We start from the raw sequence: 25,508 nt of genomic DNA, 5'->3' as shown, positions 1-25,508 counted from the left end.
CTATGTTAATAGAACAATCAATTTCAAACAGCAAAAACTTTAAAGAAGTAAGTCGCACTTTAAATATAATAGGAATAAATATAAACTCTGATTCTACAAGTTTTGATATTTATTATCGCATTTTATATAATAAGGATGATAAAGATGTAAGCAGTCAGTTTACAACACAAGTACCAGAATGGCACATAGATAATACACAACAAATAATCGTTAGAGATGACAAGTTTCAGCCAATTTTAAATCCTGAATACGAAGAGCAAAAAAATGAAGACGGTATTATTATCAATGAACAAGAAAAGTTTTACAGAATGCCTGCATTTGACTATATAACAATGTTAATTTTAGATAAAAACATACCATTAAAAACAATTATGTCGGCATACATTATTGAACAGGATGCAGACGGAATGTTCAATTTTTAATTATAGCATGGGAATATTATTATACTTGGTAGCTGTACTATTATTTTTACCATTAACATGTTTAAATATAATTGTTGTCGTCTGGAAAAATTCAAAAAGCAGTGGTTTTTTTAAATCACTTGATCAATATTTTTTTACTGGAGCAATTGGCTTAGACATTTTTGCAAATTACGAGTTTCGTACACTGTGGAATACTATTCTAAGAAAACGAAACGGTTATCAATTTGGTACAAAAGGGGAAACAATTTCAAGCGCACTAGGAAAAAATCAAATCAATAAAAAATTATCTTTTTTAGGCTGGATACTTGTTTACATCCTTTGGACGATTGACTATCGATACTGGAAAAAAGGCGGTCATTGCGCAAACTCAATAATTTACTTCTAAAAAACAAAAGTAAAAGTACTTTATTTAAATAAAACCCAGAATAATTGGAGAAAAGAAATTTCCGGTTGTTCTGGGTTATTTATTTCTTACTGAAACTACCGAAAAACCAACTTCATTTTTTTCATTTTTTGTATCCTTCCAAACTACTTTTACATCCTCAAATTTTTTAATAGCTATTACATTTTAACACAATCTTTATCTCAAGCTATTTTTAAAAACGGTACTTCAATTAGTATATAAATCAATTAAATAAATACCACTATGAATCCTTTATTAGTAAAAGGCAAAGTAAAAATGCCTAAAATTCCCGACAAGAATAGTTTTAAAAATCAATTTCATCAGATCCTGATGAAAGAAAATCAACTTCCAAAAACAATCACTTAATTAGACTTAAAATCATGGCAATACAAACATTAAATACAATAAAAAACTGGTTTAAAACTTCTCTAAAACCTTCTCAGCAACAATTTTGGGACACTTGGGATTCTTTTCGACATAAACTCGATAAAGTTCCGGTAAAAGATGTAGATGGAATTGAAGAATTAATTGAAAAATCTATCCCAAAAACATCAATTTCAGGAGATTTAAACAGACTAACTAAGATTGGATATGATTCTGAAGAAAAACTAAATTTGATACAATCAAATATTACTGATACTGGAGATAAAATAATTATCAATTCTAATACCGAAATTAACAGTAAAATTGATGGTAAAAGTGGTTTGAAACTTAAAAATTTAAAAAATCAATTCAAAAGCATAAGTGAAATTGTATATAATCAAGATGTTATTCCATCTGCTGGAATTGACGGAACAGCTTATTTTCCTTATGGAAATACTGTTAAAAAAGTAAATCTTGATAAAACAGTTGTAGATTATTTTTCATTTTCCGAAGGGGATTATATACAAAGTAAAATTATTGTAAGTCCAAAAAATGGAGATTTATTTCTAATCTATTTTGATGGAGTTTCCTATATACTGATAAAATTTGATGAATCAGGCATTTTGTCTGTTTTAAAATCTTCAAATTCATATTTTTCATATATCGATATTGATAAAAATGATAATATATATGTAGAGGAACGTAGTTCAAGAAAAATTTTCAAAATAAACACTTATACAATAAGCGAAACTGTTTATTATGCTGGAAATTTATCATTAGGCTTCCTAGGATTTGATGAGGAATTAAATGGTTACTTTTTCGATTTTGAATCTCGAAATGTAATTTACAAAATAAATGAATCTGGCATAATAACCAATTTTGCCTTACTTAATTTGGAAGTTGGAAACGGTTGCGTGAAGCCTGATGGATCCTTATATATTACACCCTATGATTATGCTGACATAAATATTTACTCTGTAGATAAAAATGGAACTAGCGTAACATTTTTTGCTTCAATTGGTTACAAAGCAAACGAACCTTTTGTATCAGAAAATGGTTTTCTTTATGTGCATAATAATGATTATGAAAATGGTTTAGTTTATAAAATTTCTCCTCTGGGAGAAGTAATCATTTTAGGCTCGGCAGGTAAATCTCCAAGATATATGACTGTAGCAAAATCAGGGATCGTATATATCAGCAATAGTGCTTCATATAATCTTATAAAAATTACTTTACAAGAAGATACTAAATTATTAACCTTGGATAATGATGGAAATGTAATTTTTAGTGACAAAGAAGTTACTGTTAAATCCGATTTTAAAACAGTCAATGGTGAATCAATAGTTGGTACTGGTAATATTAGTTTAATTGCCTCTTCTGACTTAGACCAAACACTTGAAAAAGGTAATACAGCAATAGGAAAAACTTTAACATTGAGTAATTTTGATGAAACAGCAGAAATCTTTTTGCATCCAAATTCACTTTCTCTTAATAATGAGGGGAACTCTACTCATTTAATATCTCAAGGTTCTTATTTAAGATCAGATTATCAAAGTTCTGGAGGAGGTGTTAACCACTTATATTTAAAAAGAAATATACCTGGAATAAATTTTTTTAATCTACCCGAAAACCCTGATGGTACTACAAATATAATACCTGTATCCGTAAATGGAGAGTTTGCAGATGAGGAAGGAAACATTAATTTACCAAGCGGCAATATTTCAGGAACTCCGAATGTAATACCTACATTTAATGGGAATGGTGATGGTCTCGAAAATTCTTTAATATCAATTGATGGAAATACAGCAGTAGTTACTTCTGGAATATTAAATGATTCAGGCTTAAAATTTGCCGATTTAAAAAATTATACTTCATTTACAAAAACAACAGTTAGAACTTCTGAATCATTTCCAATGTTAACTGCCCAAAATGAAAATAATGGAGATATTGCTATTACCTATCAAAATGTAAATAAAGTTGATATTCTAAATACAGATGGAGTTGTTAAATTCACAACTATATTATCTAGTATAGCAATAAGTCTTGCATATGATTCTTCTGATAATTTGTATCTATCGCACTCTAATAACAGTATTACCAAAATTGATTCAGACTTTAATATTATTGAAAATTTTTTAACCAATATAACAAACACAACCTTGTTTTTCTCAAATAAAATAATGTTTTGCATTAATAGAGAGACTGGCTCAGTAATTAAATTAAATACTAATACAGGCGAAACTGAAATACATTGTAACATAAAGCCTTACTCTTATTTTACTTTAGGAGATAATAACGAATTTTACTGTACCGACAATGAAGGTGTATATAGATCTGATGAGGATATCATAACACCTATTTATTTATTAAAATCAATTACTGATATAGCATATAAAAACGGTATCATATATATATTAGATTACACAAATAGTAAACTGATAGGTTTGGATTCTGAAGGTTCTGTTGTTCTTGAAGGAACTACGGGACAATGGCCACAACACATCATTTTTGACAATTCAAACAATATAATTGTGTATAGCAATTACTCTCCATTATTTATATCACAATTTACTCTAATTAAACCTTCGGGTGAGTCAAAAGTTATAGCAAACCAAGTTGGTACCAATTTTAGAGATATTTACAAAGACTCTGAGAATAATTTTTATGGTGTAAGTTGGTCTAGCAGCCAATGGACAAAGTTAATTTATTCTGAAAAAAACTATCTTCTTGCTTTAGATGATCAAGGTAAAGTGATTGGATTGGATAAAAAAGATTTTAGAGATACTATTACATTGGAAAATGTGCTGAATGCCGGAGGTTACGCAATTAAAGGGAATACTAAATTAACGTCATTTTACGAAGCTTTTTTCAATTATGATTCAAGTGGAGATAATCAGATAAGTTTTGCCTCAAAGAAAGATGTAAATAATTCAAATCTTATCATCGGTAATGGAAAATTTCAGGTAAAAGAAACGGGAGCATCCGGATATACACAAATTCAAATTGTAGAGCCAGTAGCTAATGCCAATTTAAGATTTCCAGCTCCAACAATTTCAGGAGATTACGAAATCGCATTAACAAAAGTATTTACAAATAATACGACAAACGCTTTAAGTACTTCATCTTTGAATAGCACTTATAGACAGGCTCAAAAGGGCGATACAGTTCAATGTTTAAATATAACAACTGGATCAGTAATTTACACAAAAACAGATACGGGTTGGGTACAAAATAATGTTACATCTATAGTATAACTTTTATTAAAAAATTCAAGATTATAAGAAAATAATTTTCTATGATCTTGGATTTTTTTATCTGTAATGCTAACTAAATATATTTTAGAAAAATATAATAGACTGTGGATTTTATTTAAAAAAAAAGGACTCATTTTACAAGCAAAAAAAGAAGACTTAATTTCCACTGAAACTACTGAAAACCAAGGCCTAATTATTCTTTTTTTTAGCATCCTCTACTCTACTTTTACAGACTCTAATGCCTCTATTAGATTCTCCAAAACATTTCAAAATACCACGATTTACTTTCAGGATATTTTCAGAAAGTCATCTCTTATTGCATAAATCATTCAAATAATTACGTCAAACATTAAACAATTACCAATCATGGACTATACACCAAAAGATTTAGGTGAAACACCTAAAATACCAGACATGAGCAGTTTTAAAAATCCACTGGAATCGCAATCTTCTGGAAACATTTTTATAGAAAACTTCAACATCACTCCTTTATCTTCAACTGAAAAAAGTGAAAGTTTGGCTGAAATCATAAAAAAAGAAAGCAAAGACAGCTGTATTTAATCTCAAAAAAAAAAACAAAAAAATGACAGACGAAATATCCATCCAAAACCTTAAAGAAAAATACGGAAAAATATTAAAACTTACCTCTGATGATCAATTAATTACGGTTTATTGTAAAAAACCAACTTTTGACATCTATCTGGAATATCAAAATAAATATAAAGACAATCCGCACGAAGCGATTTTATTTTTATTTAAAGAATGCCTTCTTGACAAAGAAAGTTACGATGAAGAGTTCATGCTTTCTGCAGGAAATTCGATTGTAGCAACGATAAAAAAAGATAGTGAATTTACAATTAATGCAACTCCGCAGAAAGATGAATTTAAAAAATCTGCAGCGCTTATTCGATATGCTTTTCAGGTAGACCCGTACAAACTTCCCATGGATGAATTTTATAAACTTCTTGAGGAAGCACTCTGGCTTCAAAAACATAGTGACAGCCGAATGGAAAATACTATGATTACAGCTTTTGCCAAAACATTTTCAAACTAAAGATAAAAAACAAAATCATTATGAAATTCAATTTTAATGTAAACGAAATTTTAGAACCAAAAGACATTCAATACAGCGGTATTAACTATAACGAATCAGAATCAAAAGATTTCATTATTGATAAAACCGGAGGTGAATTTAATCTTCGCGTGTTTGCTCCTTTAGTTTTTGAACCACTTATAAAAAATGACCTTAACCTGCCAAGTTTAAGGGTCGATGCTGTTACGGTAAATTTAAGCCGTTCTAAAACTATTAAAAAAGAGGGAGTTGAAGGAAGAGATTCAACTATCAAAGAACACATTACAAATGGTGATTTTAGTATTTCTATGGAGGGTTTAATTGCCAATGAAACTGGAGATGAATATCCTAAAGAAAAGCTTTTTTTGTTGAAACAATTTCTTAATGCGCCTTATTCTTTAAGAGTAACACATGCCATTTTGAATCGTTTTGGTATTTACGAATTGGTTATTGATTCGTATTCTATTCCTTCTATTTCCGGAACAAAAAATATCCAAAAATTTACTGCCAGCGCTACATCAGATGAAACCGTCGAACTAATAATTAGAGATAATGCTTAAACTCAATGCCAAAATTAAAGTTTACGAAACCGTACGCCTTATCCCCTCGCCTAAATTTTATGAATTTAATTATGTTAAAAATGTAAGCATAAATAGTTCCTATAAATCGCTTACAGATACGGCAACTATCGTAATGCCGCAAAAAGTTTATACCGACACCAAAGGATATGATCAAAGTCTTTTTACAAACGCGAGCGGAGAGGAAAAAACAATTCATGATTTTTTTAAACTTGAAAATTATATCGAAATATTTTTAGGATATGATGGTGATTACAAACCTGCTTTTAGAGGTTATATTACCGGAGTTCAATCCGACACAAATGCTGTAATAACCTGCGAAGATGCTATGTACGCTTTTAAAAAAGTAAAAGCGGTAAAAGACAATAATGTTCAGGATAAAAAAGATAATCTCAATATTGTTGCTGTTAATCCAGCCACAAATGTTGACAATTTTAATCCTAAAATTTTTTTCGAAAAAAGAATTAAAGAACTTAAACTGCCTTTTAAAGTTAATGCTCTTGATGAAAACTTAGGAAATATAGTCGTCAGCAGAAATCATAGCTTATCACAAGTTTTTGAAATGCTTAAAGACAAAGGAATTTATACTTATTTTAAAACTGAGCTGACAGGTCCCGTTTTAACAATAACCAACAATCCGCAACAGCATACGGCAAATGAATTATCTGGTTTCATTGATCGCAATTTTATCAAAAGTCCAATCTCGGGAGCGTTGGTAAAAAAACTGATTAATGAAGGCCTTAATCTTCTCGCTTCACAATTAAACAAAGCCTTACAGTCTATTGCCGGAGGTTTTTCGGGAAGAGTAAATTTTAGATTCAGACATAATATTATTGAAGATAAATTGGTAGTTGTCAACGAGTCAAGCAAAAATACCCGAACACGAGTTGAGAAATACTTTAAAAATTCAAACACGCCAATTTATATCGAATTAGGAGATCCTAACGGTCAGCTTGTAAAAACACATGTTTTACATGATGACAATGAAAATCTGCCAAAAGATCCCGCAGTTTTTGAAAAAACAACAACAGAAATAGCTTCAGAATTGTACCAATATGGGGCTTTGAGAGCTATGCAATCTAAACCAAACGGGCTTGAAGGCTATATTCTCACTTTTGGCGAACCATTTGTACGCCCGACAGATAAAGTTATTCTTGAAAACGCCAAAGACAAAGAAAAAAACGGAACCTTTCAAGTTGAAAAAGTAGAAAGAAATTATGGCGAAAATGGCTATAGACAAAAAATTTATTTAGGAAGAAGAGTCGAATCTGTGTAAATAATAGAAAATGGGAAACATAAAAGATTTAATAAAAAATGTCGCCAGCAACAATAAGAACATTGAAACTTTTGCGGCAAAAGTCATTGAAATAAACAAAGAAGAAGAATCACTTCACAATCCAGAAGATGCATATACAGTAAACATCATGCGAGCTGATGGTGCCATTATTAAAAATGTGCGCCTAAAAGCATCCATTCAGGATCTGGAACAGGGAATTATTACAATTCCTAAAAAAGACAGCTGGGTTTTGGCTTCGATTATTGACGGAGTGGAAACGAGGGCTTTTATTTCACAATATGCTGAAGTAGATCGAATAATGGGAAGAATCCAGGCAGTAAACGATCCAAAATTGTTTTTTGATTACAGTGCAGATGGTAATAAACTATATGTTCGTTATATAAAGGCAGATGATCAAGCCGAAATCAATGAGACAAAAATTATTGACGTTGCCAAAATAGAATTTAATGAAAGTCAAAATTTTAAAATCAGCTATTTTGATGAGGATGAAAAACCTCTGGCAATTACTCATTTTACACCTGATAGTCTTACAACGACTTTTAATTCAATAGAAAATAAAGAAACTAAAGAACGTTTAACCTTAAATGTTTCTAAAGACAACGTTTCTCTTAAATTTAAAAATGATAAAGGCATAGAATTAAATTCTATGCAAGTAGCATCAGATAAATACAATATCTTATTAAAAAATAATGAAGATAAAAAACAAGCTTCATTAGCTATTGAAAAAAATAAAATTGCTGGATATTTATTTGAAGAAGATGAACTTAAAAAATTAGCTCTTGAATTAAATGGAGAAAGTGACAATATACGTTTAAAGAAAGACGATCAAAATCTAATCGAACTAAAAGGCAAGACTGCAATAAACATTAAAACTGAAGGAGATATTCACATAGAAGCAAAAAATATAAATATGAAATCTACAGAAAAGATAAACATCAATGGTTCTGGAGATACTATCATCACAGGTAATAATGTAAAAATAAACTAATTATGGGAGTAAAATATGTTTGCAATGGTGCTTCATGCACTTGCGACCAAGGTTCTGCACCTAGTACTGTAGATGTTAACTCTCAAAACACAATTTTTATCCAAGAAAAATTAATGGCTACTGAAAATGATATTACTTTTAAAAATCCTTTTGGAACTTGCAAATTAAAAAATAATAATCCATGCAATCCTCTAATAATAGCTAAATGGGAAACCCCTTCAAATAATGTATATGGAGGAAATAAAAAAGCTTTGTTGGAAACTTCGCAGCTAAAGTGTAATGTCGGAACTGGAGGAAAGATTAATATTACAAATTCTCTTCAAACAGGTTCTAAAATAGTTATATTTGATAATTATTCTCCACCTGTAGTAACACCTTTAAAAAAAGAAATTGTAAGTGTTAATTGGAAAAATAATGATTTGGAAAATGAGATAAATTCCACAAACATTGGCGACAAAGTAAGCCTTGTTGTAAAGACAAAAAACTACAATGAAGGAGAAACAGTAGTCATTGTAATAGATGAAGCGAATGGCAAAAATATCAAATCAAATACCAAACTGGTAAAATTTAGTGGAGAGGTAAATGTAGATGGTTTTGCGGTTTTAAAAGAAGAAATCTCAATTGAAAATGAAAACTAGTTACTAAAAATGGAAAGAATATTTAGAATAAAAGAAGTAAACGGAGATACTAGTTTTCAGGATAAAACGTTAATTGTAGATAAGAAAAAAATAAACCTTTTAATAGTTTTGGATGATGACAGTATAGAACAATTTAGCGATGTAAAAAATGACATTTGGGTTGTAAAGTACATTAGAACATTTGCTGATATTCAATTTTTTAAAGAACTTAATAAGAAATACGAATATAAAAACATTTGTATTGTTCATCATGGATATACTTATTCAGATCGTTCTTTCAATGATGCAAACAAAGTACACTTGGACACTTCGGTTATGAAAGAAATAAAGAAAGCTATTTTATTAGCAGATGAAGAGCCTGTAGAAATTAAGGATGAATATATAACTGATGTTTTTGAGAAAAGTAAAACTATTACAGTATTTAATATTGAGTCAGCTGATAAATCTAAAAAAAAGATTATAGGTGTTCCTAAAAAATGGATTGAAGCATTTTTTAGCTTAAAAATAATAATAAATGAATTACTTGACAATGGTTGTTTGTTTTCTGTAGCTTGCTGGGAAGGAAAAACTCCTGATTTCTTAATTGAATTAGCTAGTTTTTCAAATAAAAAAATTAAAGTCTTTGGATGCACTAACTATGTCAAGGTTAAACAAAATAATGATTATAGACAACAGGGAAAGTTAATTTATAATGGATATGGTTCAATTTTAAACAACTTTTTAGTTGCTTCTGAAGATTGGATAAAAACAGATGGATGGATATATTACGACTCTGAAGAAAAAAAAACAGTTACAACAAAAAAAGATTTATGGATATACAGTAAAAATCGTTCAAAAATATATGACTTAATAGATCGAAAAAAAGAATTAACAAAAAATCAAAGTGATAAATTAGAATATGCTCAGCAATATTTTTCAAATTCGTGGGAGACGTTTTATATAAAAAAATATGGGAAAAATAATTTTGACTTTTGGAAAAATGGAGTAGAAAATAAGTATCCTGATTTTAAACAATAAACTTATAAAAATGAAAAAAAAACTTTTAAGCCTAATCTTTCTAGTGTCAATAATTGTTAGCGCCCAAAATAAATCAAAAAAAAATAGTTTATCCGAGCCTAAAATTCTTAATACAAAAAAAGAAAATATTGCAAATCTTTCAAAACGTATTAATTCATATCCATTTAATAAATCCTCTCAGATAAAAATTATTTCTTGTAACTTAAGTTTAAATAACGAAAATTTAGTTGCAAGTATAATAACTGACACAGTAAACAAAAAACGTGAAGTCAATATAACAAATCTAGAGTATATAACTCCTTTTGAATTACCGAGAAAGAATTTAGATTCGTTATCCCTAGAAAATGTAGCTCAAATAAAAACTTTAACAATTCCTCAAATAGAAAAGTTGTCTGACATCTTGTACAACACTTGTTCAAAATTGAATATAAGTTGTTCAGAAATTACAAGAGGCTGCTATCTTCCTAGAAATGCTATTCTTTTCTTTGATGAGAATAACAAAGTATTCGAATATATAGAAATTTGTTTTGAATGCAAAACAAAAGAAACTTTTGGTAAAATTGAAAACTTAGATTTGAGTGACAATATGTATAAGCAATTAGAATTTTTTTTTAATGTAATTGGAATAAAAACTAAATATACCTTAATCGTAAAATAAATTCAAATTGAGTTCCTATCAAGTTAACATATTTAAAAAGAAACAAAATAGAAATACATCATAAAACATATATCAAATAAAAAAGAGAAAGCCTTATTATTATTTAAGACTTTCTCTTTCTTTTTATAAATTGTATTTGACTTTTATTATTTCAATTCAGCTTCTTTTTTAAACTTTCTTCCAATTCATAATACTTACTCTCCAGATCATGAATCTTTTCATAAATATTAATCGGATCGGGCATTTGTCTGGATGCGTACATACTAGCGTACCAAACTTCCAGGATATCTTCGGCATAAATAGAATACATTGGATAATTTCCGTCTCTATTATCAGATTTCAGAATCAATTTTCCGCTTTCCCTGATTCTGTTTAAAACCCTTTTTACCACTACTCCATCATTCTTACTGACTATAACATAAATTCTTCCGTCAAGTATATCGTCAAAATTATCTACATATTTTCCGAAAAGATAATCTCCGTCATGAATCGTTGTTGACATTGAATTTCCCTTAATTTCAAAACATCTATAAGTACCGTTTTTAAGCATTGGCATACTAAAAGAAGGAAGACTTTCCATATATTCCGGATCTGCATAACCATCTAGGTAACCTGCACGGGCTTTTACTCCCACAAAATTGATATTTTCATCTCCTTCATCATTTACCGTTATAATTTTAGGGACATTTAAATTAACCGCATTATTTGATTTAGTGGTAAAAATATCTTCACTATTTCCAAAAAAATATTCTGGATTTACATGACAATGTGAAATAATACTCTGCAGCAAATCAAAACCTGGTTTTGTTCTTTTTCGTTCACCATCGACTTGTAATCTTCCAATAGTAATACTATCAATAGTAGTACTTGTAACTCCAATTAACTTTGCAAATGAGTTATTATTTAACTTCATTTCATCTATAATACGTTTTATCTTATCGTGTATTTCCATTTTGCAACTCGTTTGGCTGATTATGTAATATGTTTACTTAAAGCAAAACTTCAAGTATATGTTGCAAATCTACACAATATATGACAAATAATCACATTTACTATTAAATATTTTTAAAATTTACTGATTATCAGTTAATTATATTTTAAAAACTTATGAATTATCATACATATTAGTAGTCAAATAGTTAAATCATATTACTGAAACTATTGCGATTTTATATGTAATATGTTTGCTAAATTAAAACATATGTTTTAAATTTGCTCAAAAATAATCCAACATATGATTTTAAAAGAATTTTATAAAGAAAAGAAAAAAGCTATCGAAACAGAATTTATTTCTGACTCGTTAACAGTTCATTTATATAGCGATGCTATTTTTAAAACGCCTATAGAAAAACCTATAGTAATGTTTAAGTATGATAATATATTTTGGGAGACATCTTCTGAAAAAAATTATAAAGCTGAAGTTTCATTTTGCCTTTATGTGGTAATGCCAAGTGGAAGTGAATCTTCAAATTACGAAGATGTTTTTGAAATTGCCCAACGTATTGACAAATCTGTATTATCAGCAGACATTAGCAATTCACTTATTGATACTAATTCTACTTTTAAGATAAAAGAGAAACAGTATTGTAATGAATATGACTATTGGACTAAAAACGATTACTTCATTTGGGAGATTACTTATAAAACTACTTTGATCGAAAACATCTTAAAAAAGAAATATATTCTTTTCAATAATGGATTATCGAACGAAGAACTGGAAGAACTAGGGTATAATTTGACTTCCGGAATTATCGGAATCAACCCAAATCAAGTTGAAGGAAGTGTTGATATAAGTAATAATAATATTTAGTCTGAAAAAACTGCAGCACAACCATACAAAGCCATTTAAAAACAAAAAGAATAAACATACATTATAAACCGAAAAATCATGAAAAGAAGCAGAACATTATTAGACAAAAGGAGAGATTATGTTATGAACTACATTAACACTAATCAAGCCAAACAAATGAAGGTTGTAGTTGCAGAACTTTCAGACACTTTATTTCTTACAGAACGCACCATTTACACTATTATCAACGAAGGACTTGCTACAGAAGCCAAAGCATAAATAACTGAAACTACTGGCTTTGAAGTTTAAAAAAATTGGAAAAAACAGCAATGAAACTTAAATTTGTTCTCGCTTATAAGTATATATTTTACCACATGGCTTAAGGTGAAATCGAGGCAAAAAAACTACATATTACAGAAAATTCAAAAAATCAAAAACCAGATTTTTGGATTAGGAGTTACAATCACATTCTCAAACTATAACATTCATATTAACAAGTTTAACAACTTGTTACGGCCACTCTTTTGCTTTTATCCAGCAAACTAAAACACAATTAAACAATTAAAAATAATTATATTATGAGTACATTAAACGATGTAGCAATTAACAAACTTTCAGGCGGATTAGGAAGAAGAAATCCAGAACAGGACATGGTTTCAGGATTACTTTTTAGCGGTGAAGAAACTTTAAATTTAAAATTTGACAAAATCGAGCGCTTAGCTTCATTAGAAGATGCAGAAGACCTTGGCATTACAGAAAGTTACGACTTAAGCGGACAATCTGCCTATTACCAAATTCAGCAGTTTTTTAGAATGAATCCTTCAGGCGATTTGTACATTATGGTTGTAGATGCAGCATCGTTTGCCGACACTGTAAAAAAGGCAATAGACATGCAGGAAAAAGCAAATGGAAACATTCGTCAAATGGCGATTATCTGCTCTAGCGAAACAACATTTGTTCAAACAAAAGCAGCATTAGCAATAGCACAAGAACAAGCGAACCTTGCTTACACTGATTATATGCCATTTGAAATCCTTTTAGAAGGAAAAGGTTTTGACACTGCAGCAGAGGCTACCTCACCGTCTTTAGCAGAACTAAATTCAGAAAATGTATCTGTAGTAGTTGCAATGGATGTGGAAAAAGCAGTTTATTACAAAAATACTGCTGCAGTTGGTTTAGCATTAGGAGCTTTGTCTAAAGCAAAGGTATCTGAAAATATTGCTTGGATTGAAAAATTCAATCTTACAGGAAATGGTTTTGCAAAACCAGGTTTTGTGGGTGGAAAAGAAATTAAATCACTTGGAGATTTAAGAACTTTAAATGATAAAAGATACATTTTTACGCAGACTCACACTGGTTTGGCGGGGGTTTATTTTAATGACAGCCACACTTGCACCTCAGCAACTTCAGACTTTGCCTATATCGAGAATAACCGTACTATAAACAAAGCGACCCGATTACTGCGTACTGCTTTATTACCAAAATTGGCTTCTCCGGTTTTAGTTGACATTGATGGTAAATTACCGCAGTCGGTTTCTAAAAGTTTCGAGGATTTATGCAGAAACGCTTTAGAAGGCATGGTTGCCAATCAGGAAGTATCTGCTTTTGATGTTTATGTAGATCCAAAACAAAACATCTTAGCAACTTCAGAATTAAAAGTAAAAGCAGAAATCACTCCTGTTGGAACTGCCCGCAAAATTGTGGTCGATTTAGGATTTAAAAATCCTTTCGGAATCGATAAGGCATAATTTTCACAAATTACAATTCCCAAAAAAATTTAAATTCTAACGATAATATAATGTGATAGCCGTAAACAGTTATTACAGGTATGAAAACAAATAAAAGCGACATATGAATAAATTGCCATTAATTAACGGACAACAACACAGCTGGTCATCAATTGAAGTAAGCATTGCAGGAAATATTATTACAGGAATTACTGCTGTAAACTACAGCGACTCAGTTTCTAAAGAAAACCATTATGGTGCGGGCGATATGCCTGTACACAGAGGTAGAGGAAAATATGAAGCCAAAGCTTCTATGACTTTATACAATTATGAAGTTGAGGCTATATTGGCCGCTTTACCAAAAGGTCAAAGATTACAAGATATTAATCCTTTTAGTATCATTGTAAGCTACTTAGACGACAGTAATGAAGTAATAACACATACCATCAGAAACTGCGAATTCAATTCAAACAGCAGAGGAATTAGCCAGGGAGATACTAAAATTGCGGTTTCTTTCGATTTGATTTGTTCTCATATTGAATGGAACTAATCTATTAAAATACTTTCCTTAACTATAAAATTGTTTAAAAACCGACCCAAAAGAGAAAACCAATTTTACCATGCTTTACGCAAAAAAGAAGTTCTGAGCAACATGATTTTTGCATGCAAACTATTCTTATCTGCTCTTTTAGCAGTCCGTTTTTAAACAATTTTTTACTTCAGAAGGCTGCTCTGAGCATTTCGTCCTGAAATAAAGCTCAGGCAGCCTCTTTTTTTAATAAAATCGATTTTCAACATGAAAACAAAAACACCAGAAAATACAGAAATTCTTGATGGAAATATCACTCAAGCACAATTTAACCAATGGAAATACAAACATAAAAAAGTGGTTAAACTTTCTATTAAAGACGATGATGACACTACCCTTTTTGCTTATTTCAAAAAACCAGACATGAGTATTCGTTCTGCTGTTTTACAGGCTTCAAAAATGGATGAATTCAAAGCGCTTGAAGTCCTTTTTAAAAATTGTTATCTCGGAGGCGATGGAAAAATCGAGCAGGAAGATGATTTACGACTTAATATCACAACCGCTTTCTCAGATCATATTCAGCCAAAACCCGTAAAAGTAGAAATACTATAAAAGCATATTTTTTTTATCCCTTTCTGTAAAAACCAAAATCATGATTATTAAAAACCATACTATAGAACTAAATGACACCAGCGCTTCTGAAATGGCAAGGTTTAGACAAATTATGCTCAACATTTGGCGACAGCAGATTGAGGATGATAGGAATGCAAAAATAATGGTTGATTCTTTTAAAAGTTCACAAATCACTAACACCGCTTATTTCATTTCTATAGTAGAAGTTATAGATTGTATTAAAAGAAACATTAAGCAAATTTATCCAAAAATGCTTTTCAGTGATTTTATAGGACTTCCAAACAGTACTCCAGAAAAAACTGGAATTATGTTTTACAACGACAGTCATGGAACGCAAAAAACAGGAGCCATACATTTAGAATGGAACTATTTTTTAGGGCTAAACTTAATTCCAAAAACTTTTAAACCTAATATAAAAATTGGCAAATATCATACTGAATTTACTTTAGCCATTTTCGATCATAATCTTGAAAAAATTGCTTTCAAATTTATCGTTTACGATTTTGATCACTTTCTTACCTTACTAGACTCATTAGGAGTTATAATTACTAGTGACGAACAAATAATTATTGATTTATATCGTAAAAAGATAAAAGAAGCCAATGACAACCCAAATAAATTAGATGTAATTTATGAATCGTTGCCCAAAACTCTATTTGGCAAAATGGATGACGAGGAACTATATAGACATCTTAATCTTATTTTAAAAGACAATTCTTTATTTGAAGGAATGACGGCTCTTACAGACTTTGATACAAATGAAGATAAAGCTGTCCTCCAAATTCTTTACGCAATAAAAGACAGGCAAAAGTTATATCTAAAACTTAAAGATACTGATTTACTGTATGAAATATATTCTAAACTTCACGGCGAAGAAGTACAGGATTTACTTCGTTTTTTAACTCGATTAGTCTCTGAGTTTGACAACACAAAACCAACAGAAACGGTCTATTTTGACAATAGCTATTATTTGTTTAGAGATACTCACATAAAAACGGAATGGTCAGGAAAAACAATAATATTAAATAATTACAAAGATGCGACTCAATTGGTCGGAAAACCTAGAGAAGCATATAATCCAAAAGAACTTGACAGAATGTATCCGCCTGGAGTTTCTGAAGTATACATACCAAAATATTATATTCTAAATAGACCTTTTAATCCTCTTGCAAAATTAAACTTCGGAACCAAATTAGGTGAACTAGGCGAACAAGTGGGTGACGATAACACTTTTGTTCTTGCTCTCAAAATCCATAATATGTCAACTAAACAATCTAACTGGGACTTGTTTAATGTTGCTACAGATTTACTGAGTTTATTGTCTGCTTACGGTGCATTACGTATTCTATTAGCTAAAGGAGCTCCAATAGCCGCAAGGACATTAGCAGGTGTTGTTTTAGCAAAAGATGTTGCCCATTATGCCATGCTCAGCAATGATACTTTACAGAAATTACATGACAATGGTTATGGCTGGTTGGCCAATCTCTGGATTGGTTTTAGCGTAACAGTTGACCTTTTTTCATTTGGATTACCAAATATGTCAAAGATAGCCAGAGAAGGAAATGCCGCAGCTGAATTGTCAGAAACAGTTGAAGATGCGAAAGAAATAAAAAAAGTTACAGATGAAGCCAATAAACTTGTAAAAGCTGAAACAGGGAAAGATGTTTGTAAGATGACAGAGAAGGAGTTTAAAAAATTTCTTAAAGAAAACCAAAAAGGAGATCCTGAACAATATGCTGAATTTATAGACACTGCTGAAAATATTCTAACTAAAAAAGTACTTGTAGAAACTAAATTTATACAAATCCCTTTAGGAGAATCAAAAATGAGTAAATTAGCAATCGAACATCGTAAATCTTTAGCAATGCCAAAACATGGCGGAAATATTGCAGTGTTCAAGTTTATTGATACAGACGGGGCAAAACAGTATAAAGCTATTTCTACAGAAATTGAGAGTACAACACATGCAGAAATATTAGGGATGAAATGGTTAAGGGATAATAATATTCCATATAAAAATGTAAAGAAAATCTATTCAGAATTAGAGCCCTGTAGTTTAGGACAATCTCAATGCAAAAAGGTTTTAAAGGATAATTTTCCAAATATAAAAGTTGAATATAGTTATAAATATCCCGGGACCGGTGGTGTAGGAGATACTCCAGAAATAATTGCATCTAGATTAAAGTCTAGAACAAAGAGACAAAGAGATTTAGATAAATTAATTAAAGAATAATGAGCTTAACAGAAATCCAAAAATACTATTCCGATAGTCTAGTAAAATTTAAAGATAGTAATTTAATAGATGGTCTATCCAAAGAAACAACTTATATATTATACCAAATAGGATTACCTAATCATCACACTTTTGGGGGAGATTATGAATTTTTTGGAAACGTAGAATTATTAGATAACAAATATTTGAAATTTGGTACTAAAAATACTTTCTTTAATGAACCATTTGCGTTGTGCATAGACATAAAAACCGAAAAAATAATAGGGAGAACTCACTATAGCGAAGAAATATTAACTTATACTATCAATAAAGATTTAAAAACATATCTTGAATATATCTACACATTTACACGCTTTCACCATGAAATAAAAATTCCTCAAACATTAGGAGAATATTATTTAAACCACAAGAAATATGCTCATGAGTTAAAAAACAGATTAATATCTGTAGAAAAAAATGATGTTAATACCGATTTCTGGCATAGTTCTATAGAAGAAATGGAGTTAGGGTTTATTTAAAAAAATTAAATTACAAACTATAAAACTACGAAGAAAATTCACATATGCCTGTACGGTTCAAGAAACCTAGCAATTTCAAGAGATAAAGAATATGTTTATTTTTTCGACTGGAGAACACCTCAAGAGGAAGAAGATTTCAGCTGGACTTTTAATCAATTCATTGAGTTCATGGAAGATTTCAAAGATTTCATTTCTAAAAACCAACAGTAAAATATGAATCCAAAACAACAAGTAGTGGAGTCCTTAAAAAAATGGATAGCAAAGAATAATTTTTCATATGACGAAGATATTGGTTTAGATTGTGATATAAAGAATTAGTTGTTTTGAGAGATAGAAAAACACAAAAAGAAGTATATGTTGTTTCATTTAAAACTGAAGACCAAATAGAATACAATAAAAAAGGTGAAATTATTTCACTATTTGAAGGAATGTTTTGTTTTGCTTATTTTGATGCAGAAACTTTAGAGTTACTTTATATAATGAAAAAAGCAGGATATATAGAAGTTGATGGTTCTTATTAATCAATATTATTGCACCTCTTAATCATAAACCCGTTTTTCAGTTTTAGAAATACGGGTTATTTTTTTATAATTTCACTCCATAAACACCTTCCAAAAAACATTCTTTCATCTACTGAAACTACTGTTTTACAATGCCATATTATTTCTAAAACAGCCAACTTCCGCTTATTTTTACATTGTAATTAAAACCACATTTTTAATCTCCAAACGAGATTAAAAAAAAGATTTTTTCAGAATTTATTTCCTTCTTTTTAATCAAAAATAAATTCTAAAAACACATAAATATTTTTATTGCATTTTCATCCTCTGATTGTTTTTCAAACAATTGGGAAGGCTTTTTTATTCTTAAATCATTAATAAATATAAATATGGACCAAACAACAAAAAAACACATTGATTTGCTTCATCCTTCCGTCAGGGAAGAAGTCACTAAAATCATCGAAGAATGTGATCTCGCATTAACCGGAAGAGCAAAAGTACGCATTACTCAAGGTCTAAGAACTTTTCAGGAGCAAGAGGATCTTTATGCTTTTGGCCGAACCAAACCTGGAAAAAAAGTAACGAATGCCAAAGGAGGCCAATCTATTCATAATTACGGATTTGCTGTAGATATCTGCCTAATTATTGACGGAAAAACTGCTTCATGGGATACGGCAAAAGACTGGGACGACGATCAGATTTCGGATTGGCAGGAATGTGTGGACATCTTCAAAAAAAATGGCTGGAACTGGGGTGGCGACTGGAAAACGTTTAAAGATCTTCCTCATTTTGACAAAAAGGGATATGACGACTGGAAACTGCTCAGCCGACTTAAACGTGATAAAAAAAATTATGTAATCTTATACAAATAATATGAAGTATTTAAAATTAAAACATTTCGCTTTTTTATTTATTCTTTCACTTGCAATTTCATCCTGTAACTCTACCAGAACCGCATTGTTCGATCAGTATTCTTATGAAAAAACAATAGAATTGAAAGTCGAAACAGTCAGTTTAATGAATAAATCTACAATCCTCTATTCTGAAAACAAAGAAGATATTGACAAACTGTTTTTGAACATTGAAAAACTTGTTGAATACGAAAAAAATAAACCTGACAATGAAATCACTTTTCAAATGTGGCAATTACTTAATGATAAAGAAAAAAATCTAGTAGCAGGATTTTTTAAACGTTGGGAAACAAAAGGAATTGTATCTCAATCATTTTCAGAAGAATCGAAGAAACAAATTTTAGAAGCTTTTGATTTACTTATCCAGTATGAAATCAAAAAAGATAAACAATCAAAAGATGAACTTATAGAGCTTATAAATCTTAATACATAAAAAATGGACAAAGATAAATTAATAGAAAACTTAAAAAAAGAACTAAAAACTATTCTAACAAACAGTTACAAAGATATTAAACCTCAGCTGGAAAAAGATCTCAACTTGTTTTTGGAAGCTTCGAAAGAAAAACTGGAACGCTGGATTATTCTTTTTTCATCTGGAGATTTAACCGAAGAAGATTTCGAATGGCTTTTAAAAAGTCAGCTTGATTTAACTGCACTGCAGGCATTACAAACAGCAGGAATTTCAAAAATAAAACTGAATACCATTAAAAATAATATTATAAAAATGATTATTCAAATAATTACGAACCTGATTATTCCAGCTGCTAAAAATACTTTTTAAATCAAAAAAAGCAACTAAAAAAACAACTTGCAGAACTTACTGAAGCTACTGATTACTAAGCTTTAAAACCTTGATAAAAGAATCTGCATAGCTTAATTTTACAGTATCAAAAAAAGCATCTTTTGAGTACGGCGCGCAAATTCAAAGATGTTTAATCAATAACAAATAATAATAACGACATATGAAAGATTTTATAATAGATGAAGACTTGTTAATTACAAATGGAGATTTTGCCATTAAAGACGCTGATCAGCAAAATATAGAGCATCTATTGTTAAGCCAGAAAGGAAGTTATAAAGAGTTTCCTATTCTTGGAGTAGGAATTAAAAAATACATCAACAGCCCGGATGCAACTTCCAGGCTGAGACTAGAAAACGAAATAGACAAACAATTATCGTATGACAATTTTCATGTAAAAACATTAGATGTCAACGATTTACAAAACATTAAAATCGATGGAAACTATTAAACCACAAGAAAATCAAAACATTTTTGACATCTCTCTGCAAGAATATGGAAGCATTGAGAAAGTATTTGACCTTTTAGAAGACAATGACAAATTCGACCTTACAGAAGATATTTCTGTTTATAACGAATTAAAAATCGGAAGGGAAGCTTTTAAAAAAGATATTGTAGAATACTACAATACGCGAAATTTAAAACCTGCCACTTCAATTAGTGAAGAAGAACAATATTTACTGAACAACTTCTCTGGAATTGACTATATGATTATTGAGGAGGATTTTATTATTTACTAAAAATCTCCAAATATAAATTCTGAATTGAAATTCATTCACGATCACATTACATTCAAATCCTCTCTTTTAGGACTTCTAAAACAAAACTACAGCCCTGTAGTAATTCACAAATCATCATAAACAATTATCTATAAGCATATTAAACATGTCTTACAGGCTAAACTATATCTAAAAATAAAATATGGCACGTACAATTGCTGAAATTCAGGATGAAATTCTGAATGAAAAAAAGAAACAAAGTTCCCTCAATGGCTTAAACAGCAGCTCAAAAACAAGCATTTGGGGACTATGGGTAAATATCGTAGCGACCGCTATTTGGGTACATGAAAAAATAGTAGAGAAAAACGCCCTAATATCTAGACCACATACCTTAAACTGGTATCGCGAACAGGCTTTAAATTTTCATTATGGTTCTCCTCTTGATCCAAATTCCAGTAACGGAATGTCATTGATCTGGAAAGATGGTTCTTATCAGTTTGACACTAAAAACCTTTCTGAGACTCAAATTGAAGAATCTAAAATAATCAAACATTGTGCTGTAAGCGAAATTGATCTGGAAACAGTACTCAACCCTGAAAAAAAAGTAAAAGAAATTTTTTCTGATTATTTCCATAATAAAGTCGGGGTTGTTTTTATAAAAGTGGCCACGGAAAAGGACGACAAAATTTCAAGAATTGATGTTCCGAATGAGCTTTTTGCTTTTAAGGAATACATCGCTAGAATTAAAGACGCAGGAAATCAGGTTTATATAACTTCTGATGATGGTGATATTTTAAAATTAAACTTAAATGTTTATGTAGATCCTTTGAGCATTTATATCAATCCAAAAGACATTGAATATTATCAGTTAAAAAGTTTAAACAGAACTTTAGAAGCAGAAGAACAGGCCAAATTAAAAAAATACGAAGAAGATTTGTTGGCAGAACCTTTAGATATAAGAAACGGTTCATTAATCTTAAATAATTCCATTTTTCCTGTATTGGATGCAGTTAAAGACCACTTAAAAAATATTGAATTTAATGGTGCTTTCGTAAAAACATTTTTGGTTGATGCTATTCAAAAAGCGGAAGGAATTAAAATTCCGATATTAAATAAAGTTGAAACTTCTATTGCGAAAAATCCAAATGACGATGACAATAACGATTTAACGGATGTTACACGAATAGAATATTTTATTCCTAAAGCCGGATATTTTGATATGGATGCCTTGGAAATTGAAGTAAACTACATTCCTTATACATTTTACCGCGACAAACAATAGCCTAATACTTTTACAATGAATACATACACAATTTTAAAATGGGAGAAGCTTTTGCTATGGCTCATCCCCCCTATTCTCAGAAAAAAAACACATGTAGAGTGGCTTGATGTTTTGCTAACTCCGCTTCATTCTCTTTATGAAAGCATACTTTATAAAATGCAGCATACTGGACAGGTAATTTATCTGGAGAAAGTACTTAACGAAGCTTTTAACATCAGCAAAAATTACAATCCAAATTTAAGCATCGGGCAAAAACGACAAGAGGGATTAATTTATATTGATGAATCGATTAAACCTTCATTACAATATTTGTATCTGCACAAAGAATATTATAATCCGGACAAATCTTCTGACGGAACGATCGTTAAAGGTGATTTAAGAATTCCAATGTTTGAAATTTTTAGAAATTACGAGTATGAAAACGGAGATCACAAACCTGTTTATTTAGCTCATCGAGAAGATTATACCACAATTTCTTATGCGAATTTTAGAGTTTTTATTCCAGAAAATTTAATTACCAACCAAACTATAGTGGCTGAAACGCATAGAAATTCTCCTGATCAGCAAACGCAAGCAATTAACATCATTTCGGCCGAGTATCACAATCTTCTTAACTTTTATAAACTAGCAGGCAAAAGTTACCAAAGTTATAGTTACACATCAAAAAATGAAATCCAAAAATAAAAACAACAGATAATATAAATCAATAAAAAATGAAACAAGTAAATTTTAGTCATCCCGGAGGTTTTCCTCTCGAGCAGGAAACTTTAGAAAGGCTTCAGACAGCTTACAGATCTGAATTATATGAAGCTATAAAAGCACATTTAAGTATTGAAAAAGGCAAAAATTATATTATAGCTCATGCTACTGATAAAACCAGAGGTTGGGCAGTTATTCACGAACCTACGCAAACAGGAGAAGGTATTTTGTATCCAATAAAAACAGGAATTACAAATAATTACTTAAAAACAACCAAAACTACCACCAATTTAACTTACGGAGACGGAAACTCACAAACTGCATATACTGATTATGAAGCAGAATATGTAGGTGATGCAGGAACTCCAGTAACAAATGATAACCAAGCAGTTAATTATTATGATTTAAAAGATTTTGTAATTGTAAAAAATCTAAAATCTATAGAAGAAATTCTAAAAGCAGTTGGAGATAATATTGATGCTATAAAAGCTAATGTTACTGCTGTTGAAGGAAATATTCGCTCAATTGAAACAAATATTAACACTATTAAACAATCTTATCTTCCAATTGATGGCTCAAAAGCAATGCAGGGAGATTTGAATCTTGGAACTCATCATCTATATTTAAACAACTTAAATACAGGAACTACAAGTGATTATTTATTAGCAGTAAACAATCAAAATCAAGTTGTTAAAAGCAGTACTCTACTTGAATCTTTAATTAATCGTATTACCATTTTAGAAGATAGACCTGCTTCTACAGTTCCAATTGGTATGATCGCTATTTGGGGGAAACCTGCTCCTTTTCCAGAAGGCTGGGAAGAATATGTTCCTTTAAGAGGAAGAATGGCTATTGGCTTTGACAATAATCAATCCGAATTTAATAATTGGAACATAAGGGATGGTGGTTCTAAAAATAAAATATTGACACAAGGAAACATTCCTCAGTTAGATCTGACATTACCAGTATCTAAAGGTGACAACAGCGGAGGTGATTATAGATATATTAATGCAACAGATATAGAATATGGAGGAGAAAAAGAATATTTAAATGCAGTAAATAAAGGAAATTCTCCAACTGCAGTAAATATTCTTAACCCTTATCATATCGTTCATTTCATAGAATATACAGGAAATATTACTGGTCCCGTGGATACAATAGCACCAACAAGTCCAGAAAATCTAACAGTTTCAAATATTGCCAGCAGCTCATTATCCTTAAGCTGGACAGCATCTACAGATAATGTAGGCGTTACTAATTATCTGATTTATAAAGATAATAGTCTAACTCCTCTAACCGAGTTAGCAAAAGACACTTTAACTTATAATGTTACAGGACTATTAACCAATACTTCATATAGTTTTCAGGTCAGAGCAAAAGATGCTGCTGGAAATTTATCCAATCCCACAACTATAAATGCAGCCACTGTGAAGCCAACAGTTCCTACATTACAGCATGCTTATTATGGAGGCGAAAACATGATACTTCAATGGCCTAACTCTATTGATTCTGGGGCATTAACTTACGAATTATATCGCAGTATAAATGGTGGAGGACCAATGCTTGTTCAAACATCAACTGATACCTTTTACTATGATAAATTATCAAATGGTTTAACTTATTCATACCAAATTCGAATTAATTCTAATGGATACACATCTCCTTACAGTAATACTGTCACAGTAACAGGCAGGATTTTGTAAATAGAATGTGTGACTAAATAATCTTTTGGGGCTTCATACCCCAAAAGATTTTATCTAAAAACTTTAATAAAATTTCTAAAAGCAAAAAGTCATGATAAATAAAATCTCAGAATACTCAAACGAATTAAAACTATTACTTTACGGAATTTTTATGTACCTAGAAATGGATACTGGAATTGTTAAAGTATTGTTTTACTTAATGATAATGGACACCTTTCTAGGAATTATCAAAACTATAGTACTCAATAATCATTTTAGTTTCAAAAAACTAGCAGTAGGTTTTGTTTCTAAATTAGCTGTCTTATTAATTCCAACTGCTTTGGCTTTAATGAGTAAGGGGCTTAATTACAATTTTAATTGGTTTGTAACCGCAGTAATGAATTTATTAATTGTAAGTGATGGTATCTCTATAATCAGCAATATTATAGCAATAAAAGCAAAAAAAGAAGTAGAAAATTTTGATGCTATAACACTAATTCTCAACTCCATTAGAAATCGTTTAATTCAGCTCTTTAAAAAATTACTAATGGCAATTGATCCAAAATATCATTTGGGAAAATAATTACAGTAAATTTTTGTACTAACAAATCTAAAAAATAAAGATCGTAAAACTTTTCATAAAGAAAGTTTTAGCTTAAATCCAAATAAAAAAGAGCTGCTTGCCGACAGCTCTTAAAAGGTCTTTCATAGAAAATGGCTTACTAATTCAGATTCTAAAATGAAATAATGAAAGACGATTACTGATTGATGATTTTAGTCTCAGTTTACAATCACAG

30 protein-coding genes are annotated in these 25,508 nt (G+C 30.2%); 29 read left to right on the top strand and 1 reads right to left on the bottom strand.

Annotated features, from left to right (window positions below; genetic code table 11):
- Positions 1 to 2: 2 nt before the first annotated feature.
- From EDB96_RS09610 to EDB96_RS09560, 12 genes are all read left to right on the top strand, one after another.
- Positions 3 to 422, top strand: a complete 420-nt coding sequence (locus EDB96_RS09610) for a hypothetical protein (RefSeq protein ID WP_134140475.1) — start codon at positions 3 to 5, stop codon at positions 420 to 422.
- A 7-nt stretch (positions 423 to 429) separates the two neighbouring features.
- Positions 430 to 807 carry a hypothetical protein gene (locus EDB96_RS09605; protein ID WP_134140473.1) on the top strand — a complete coding sequence of 126 codons (378 nt, stop codon included), beginning with the start codon at positions 430 to 432 and terminating at the stop codon, positions 805 to 807.
- 261 nt (positions 808 to 1,068) lie between these two features.
- Positions 1,069 to 1,191, top strand: coding sequence for a hypothetical protein (locus tag EDB96_RS21255; protein WP_262712542.1), 123 nt, complete (start codon positions 1,069 to 1,071; stop codon positions 1,189 to 1,191).
- A gap of 14 nt (positions 1,192 to 1,205) precedes the next feature.
- Positions 1,206 to 4,442, top strand: a complete 3,237-nt coding sequence (locus EDB96_RS09600; protein ID WP_134140470.1) for a hypothetical protein — start codon at positions 1,206 to 1,208, stop codon at positions 4,440 to 4,442.
- A 366-nt stretch (positions 4,443 to 4,808) separates the two neighbouring features.
- Positions 4,809 to 5,003 (top strand): hypothetical protein, encoded by a 195-nt coding sequence (locus EDB96_RS09595; RefSeq protein ID WP_134140468.1) that lies wholly within the window; start codon positions 4,809 to 4,811, stop codon positions 5,001 to 5,003.
- 22 nt (positions 5,004 to 5,025) lie between these two features.
- Positions 5,026 to 5,496: a hypothetical protein gene (locus tag EDB96_RS09590; protein ID WP_134140466.1), complete on the top strand. Its 471-nt coding sequence runs from the start codon at positions 5,026 to 5,028 to the stop codon at positions 5,494 to 5,496.
- A gap of 20 nt (positions 5,497 to 5,516) precedes the next feature.
- Positions 5,517 to 6,074: a DUF6046 domain-containing protein gene (locus EDB96_RS09585; RefSeq protein WP_134140464.1), complete on the top strand. Its 558-nt coding sequence runs from the start codon at positions 5,517 to 5,519 to the stop codon at positions 6,072 to 6,074.
- Entirely contained in the window at positions 6,067 to 7,368 is a 1,302-nt protein-coding gene (locus EDB96_RS09580; RefSeq protein ID WP_134140462.1) for a hypothetical protein, read from the top strand. The genes EDB96_RS09585 and EDB96_RS09580 overlap by 8 nt, the downstream gene beginning before the upstream one ends.
- Before the next feature lie 10 nt (positions 7,369 to 7,378).
- A complete protein-coding gene (locus EDB96_RS09575; protein ID WP_134140460.1) occupies positions 7,379 to 8,377 on the top strand; it encodes a hypothetical protein in 999 nt (332 codons plus the stop codon).
- Between the two features lie 2 nt (positions 8,378 to 8,379).
- A complete protein-coding gene (locus EDB96_RS09570) occupies positions 8,380 to 9,015 on the top strand; it encodes a DUF4280 domain-containing protein (RefSeq protein WP_134140458.1) in 636 nt (211 codons plus the stop codon).
- A gap of 9 nt (positions 9,016 to 9,024) precedes the next feature.
- Positions 9,025 to 10,032 carry a hypothetical protein gene (locus EDB96_RS09565; RefSeq protein ID WP_134140456.1) on the top strand — a complete coding sequence of 336 codons (1,008 nt, stop codon included), beginning with the start codon at positions 9,025 to 9,027 and terminating at the stop codon, positions 10,030 to 10,032.
- 10 nt (positions 10,033 to 10,042) lie between these two features.
- Positions 10,043 to 10,690 (top strand): hypothetical protein, encoded by a 648-nt coding sequence (locus EDB96_RS09560; protein ID WP_134140454.1) that lies wholly within the window; start codon positions 10,043 to 10,045, stop codon positions 10,688 to 10,690.
- A 151-nt stretch (positions 10,691 to 10,841) separates the two neighbouring features.
- Here EDB96_RS09560 and EDB96_RS09555 read toward each other — a convergent pair whose 3' ends face one another.
- Positions 10,842 to 11,642: an XRE family transcriptional regulator gene (locus EDB96_RS09555; protein ID WP_134140452.1), complete on the bottom strand. Its 801-nt coding sequence runs from the start codon at positions 11,640 to 11,642 to the stop codon at positions 10,842 to 10,844.
- 282 nt (positions 11,643 to 11,924) lie between these two features.
- Between EDB96_RS09555 and EDB96_RS09550 the strand changes: the two genes are divergently transcribed.
- The 17 genes from EDB96_RS09550 to EDB96_RS09470 all read left to right on the top strand — a co-directional run bounded on the left by EDB96_RS09550 (position 11,925) and on the right by EDB96_RS09470 (position 25,294).
- Entirely contained in the window at positions 11,925 to 12,500 is a 576-nt protein-coding gene (locus EDB96_RS09550) for a hypothetical protein (protein WP_134140450.1), read from the top strand.
- 78 nt (positions 12,501 to 12,578) lie between these two features.
- Positions 12,579 to 12,758: a hypothetical protein gene (locus EDB96_RS09545; protein WP_035690512.1), complete on the top strand. Its 180-nt coding sequence runs from the start codon at positions 12,579 to 12,581 to the stop codon at positions 12,756 to 12,758.
- 299 nt (positions 12,759 to 13,057) lie between these two features.
- Positions 13,058 to 14,227 (top strand): DUF2586 domain-containing protein, encoded by a 1,170-nt coding sequence (locus EDB96_RS09540; protein WP_134140448.1) that lies wholly within the window; start codon positions 13,058 to 13,060, stop codon positions 14,225 to 14,227.
- 103 nt (positions 14,228 to 14,330) lie between these two features.
- A complete protein-coding gene (locus EDB96_RS09535) occupies positions 14,331 to 14,756 on the top strand; it encodes a hypothetical protein (protein ID WP_134140446.1) in 426 nt (141 codons plus the stop codon).
- Positions 14,757 to 15,002: 246 nt separating this feature from the next.
- A complete protein-coding gene (locus EDB96_RS09530) occupies positions 15,003 to 15,347 on the top strand; it encodes a hypothetical protein (protein ID WP_134140444.1) in 345 nt (114 codons plus the stop codon).
- Between the two features lie 40 nt (positions 15,348 to 15,387).
- The gene (locus EDB96_RS09525; protein WP_134140442.1) at positions 15,388 to 17,601 is read left to right on the top strand and encodes a nucleic acid/nucleotide deaminase domain-containing protein; all 2,214 of its coding nucleotides are present in this window, start codon (positions 15,388 to 15,390) and stop codon (positions 17,599 to 17,601) included.
- The gene (locus tag EDB96_RS09520) at positions 17,601 to 18,119 is read left to right on the top strand and encodes a hypothetical protein (RefSeq protein ID WP_134140441.1); all 519 of its coding nucleotides are present in this window, start codon (positions 17,601 to 17,603) and stop codon (positions 18,117 to 18,119) included. Before EDB96_RS09525 ends, EDB96_RS09520 begins: the two co-directional genes overlap by 1 nt.
- A gap of 323 nt (positions 18,120 to 18,442) precedes the next feature.
- On the top strand, positions 18,443 to 18,640 hold the full coding sequence (locus tag EDB96_RS21200; RefSeq protein ID WP_243839328.1) for a hypothetical protein: 198 nt from the start codon (positions 18,443 to 18,445) through the stop codon (positions 18,638 to 18,640).
- 368 nt (positions 18,641 to 19,008) lie between these two features.
- The gene (locus EDB96_RS09510) at positions 19,009 to 19,491 is read left to right on the top strand and encodes a M15 family metallopeptidase (protein WP_134140439.1); all 483 of its coding nucleotides are present in this window, start codon (positions 19,009 to 19,011) and stop codon (positions 19,489 to 19,491) included.
- A 145-nt stretch (positions 19,492 to 19,636) separates the two neighbouring features.
- Positions 19,637 to 19,963 carry a hypothetical protein gene (locus tag EDB96_RS09505; protein WP_243839327.1) on the top strand — a complete coding sequence of 109 codons (327 nt, stop codon included), beginning with the start codon at positions 19,637 to 19,639 and terminating at the stop codon, positions 19,961 to 19,963.
- 3 nt (positions 19,964 to 19,966) lie between these two features.
- Positions 19,967 to 20,311 (top strand): hypothetical protein, encoded by a 345-nt coding sequence (locus EDB96_RS09500; protein WP_134140434.1) that lies wholly within the window; start codon positions 19,967 to 19,969, stop codon positions 20,309 to 20,311.
- 181 nt (positions 20,312 to 20,492) lie between these two features.
- Positions 20,493 to 20,780: a hypothetical protein gene (locus EDB96_RS09495; protein WP_134140432.1), complete on the top strand. Its 288-nt coding sequence runs from the start codon at positions 20,493 to 20,495 to the stop codon at positions 20,778 to 20,780.
- Positions 20,767 to 21,069 (top strand): hypothetical protein, encoded by a 303-nt coding sequence (locus EDB96_RS09490; RefSeq protein ID WP_134140430.1) that lies wholly within the window; start codon positions 20,767 to 20,769, stop codon positions 21,067 to 21,069. Before EDB96_RS09495 ends, EDB96_RS09490 begins: the two co-directional genes overlap by 14 nt.
- A 181-nt stretch (positions 21,070 to 21,250) precedes the next feature.
- A complete protein-coding gene (locus EDB96_RS09485) occupies positions 21,251 to 22,330 on the top strand; it encodes a hypothetical protein (protein ID WP_134140429.1) in 1,080 nt (359 codons plus the stop codon).
- Positions 22,331 to 22,345: 15 nt separating this feature from the next.
- The gene (locus EDB96_RS09480; RefSeq protein ID WP_134140427.1) at positions 22,346 to 23,014 is read left to right on the top strand and encodes a hypothetical protein; all 669 of its coding nucleotides are present in this window, start codon (positions 22,346 to 22,348) and stop codon (positions 23,012 to 23,014) included.
- A 29-nt stretch (positions 23,015 to 23,043) separates the two neighbouring features.
- Entirely contained in the window at positions 23,044 to 24,732 is a 1,689-nt protein-coding gene (locus EDB96_RS21140; protein ID WP_208326191.1) for a fibronectin type III domain-containing protein, read from the top strand.
- 91 nt (positions 24,733 to 24,823) lie between these two features.
- Entirely contained in the window at positions 24,824 to 25,294 is a 471-nt protein-coding gene (locus EDB96_RS09470) for a phage holin family protein (RefSeq protein WP_134140425.1), read from the top strand.
- Positions 25,295 to 25,508 lie beyond the last annotated feature (214 nt).

This window comes from Flavobacterium sp. S87F.05.LMB.W.Kidney.N (genome assembly GCF_004366435.1).
GTDB lineage: Bacteria > Bacteroidota > Bacteroidia > Flavobacteriales > Flavobacteriaceae > Flavobacterium.
Note: the sequence above shows the minus strand (reverse complement) of the source record. Positions and strands in the feature narration are given on the sequence as shown.

Coding starts and splice junctions, on each gene's coding strand:
- EDB96_RS09610 (WP_134140475.1), top strand. CDS start 3: ATGTTAATAGAACAATCAATTTCAAACAGCAAAAACTTTAAAGAAGTA.
- EDB96_RS09605 (WP_134140473.1), top strand. CDS start 430: ATGGGAATATTATTATACTTGGTAGCTGTACTATTATTTTTACCATTA.
- EDB96_RS21255 (WP_262712542.1), top strand. CDS start 1,069: ATGAATCCTTTATTAGTAAAAGGCAAAGTAAAAATGCCTAAAATTCCC.
- EDB96_RS09600 (WP_134140470.1), top strand. CDS start 1,206: ATGGCAATACAAACATTAAATACAATAAAAAACTGGTTTAAAACTTCT.
- EDB96_RS09595 (WP_134140468.1), top strand. CDS start 4,809: ATGGACTATACACCAAAAGATTTAGGTGAAACACCTAAAATACCAGAC.
- EDB96_RS09590 (WP_134140466.1), top strand. CDS start 5,026: ATGACAGACGAAATATCCATCCAAAACCTTAAAGAAAAATACGGAAAA.
- EDB96_RS09585 (WP_134140464.1), top strand. CDS start 5,517: ATGAAATTCAATTTTAATGTAAACGAAATTTTAGAACCAAAAGACATT.
- EDB96_RS09580 (WP_134140462.1), top strand. CDS start 6,067: ATGCTTAAACTCAATGCCAAAATTAAAGTTTACGAAACCGTACGCCTT.
- EDB96_RS09575 (WP_134140460.1), top strand. CDS start 7,379: ATGGGAAACATAAAAGATTTAATAAAAAATGTCGCCAGCAACAATAAG.
- EDB96_RS09570 (WP_134140458.1), top strand. CDS start 8,380: ATGGGAGTAAAATATGTTTGCAATGGTGCTTCATGCACTTGCGACCAA.
- EDB96_RS09565 (WP_134140456.1), top strand. CDS start 9,025: ATGGAAAGAATATTTAGAATAAAAGAAGTAAACGGAGATACTAGTTTT.
- EDB96_RS09560 (WP_134140454.1), top strand. CDS start 10,043: ATGAAAAAAAAACTTTTAAGCCTAATCTTTCTAGTGTCAATAATTGTT.
- EDB96_RS09555 (WP_134140452.1), bottom strand. CDS start 11,642: ATGGAAATACACGATAAGATAAAACGTATTATAGATGAAATGAAGTTA.
- EDB96_RS09550 (WP_134140450.1), top strand. CDS start 11,925: ATGATTTTAAAAGAATTTTATAAAGAAAAGAAAAAAGCTATCGAAACA.
- EDB96_RS09545 (WP_035690512.1), top strand. CDS start 12,579: ATGAAAAGAAGCAGAACATTATTAGACAAAAGGAGAGATTATGTTATG.
- EDB96_RS09540 (WP_134140448.1), top strand. CDS start 13,058: ATGAGTACATTAAACGATGTAGCAATTAACAAACTTTCAGGCGGATTA.
- EDB96_RS09535 (WP_134140446.1), top strand. CDS start 14,331: ATGAATAAATTGCCATTAATTAACGGACAACAACACAGCTGGTCATCA.
- EDB96_RS09530 (WP_134140444.1), top strand. CDS start 15,003: ATGAAAACAAAAACACCAGAAAATACAGAAATTCTTGATGGAAATATC.
- EDB96_RS09525 (WP_134140442.1), top strand. CDS start 15,388: ATGATTATTAAAAACCATACTATAGAACTAAATGACACCAGCGCTTCT.
- EDB96_RS09520 (WP_134140441.1), top strand. CDS start 17,601: ATGAGCTTAACAGAAATCCAAAAATACTATTCCGATAGTCTAGTAAAA.
- EDB96_RS09510 (WP_134140439.1), top strand. CDS start 19,009: ATGGACCAAACAACAAAAAAACACATTGATTTGCTTCATCCTTCCGTC.
- EDB96_RS09505 (WP_243839327.1), top strand. CDS start 19,637: ATGAATAAATCTACAATCCTCTATTCTGAAAACAAAGAAGATATTGAC.
- EDB96_RS09500 (WP_134140434.1), top strand. CDS start 19,967: ATGGACAAAGATAAATTAATAGAAAACTTAAAAAAAGAACTAAAAACT.
- EDB96_RS09495 (WP_134140432.1), top strand. CDS start 20,493: ATGAAAGATTTTATAATAGATGAAGACTTGTTAATTACAAATGGAGAT.
- EDB96_RS09490 (WP_134140430.1), top strand. CDS start 20,767: ATGGAAACTATTAAACCACAAGAAAATCAAAACATTTTTGACATCTCT.
- EDB96_RS09485 (WP_134140429.1), top strand. CDS start 21,251: ATGGCACGTACAATTGCTGAAATTCAGGATGAAATTCTGAATGAAAAA.
- EDB96_RS09480 (WP_134140427.1), top strand. CDS start 22,346: ATGAATACATACACAATTTTAAAATGGGAGAAGCTTTTGCTATGGCTC.
- EDB96_RS21140 (WP_208326191.1), top strand. CDS start 23,044: ATGAAACAAGTAAATTTTAGTCATCCCGGAGGTTTTCCTCTCGAGCAG.
- EDB96_RS09470 (WP_134140425.1), top strand. CDS start 24,824: ATGATAAATAAAATCTCAGAATACTCAAACGAATTAAAACTATTACTT.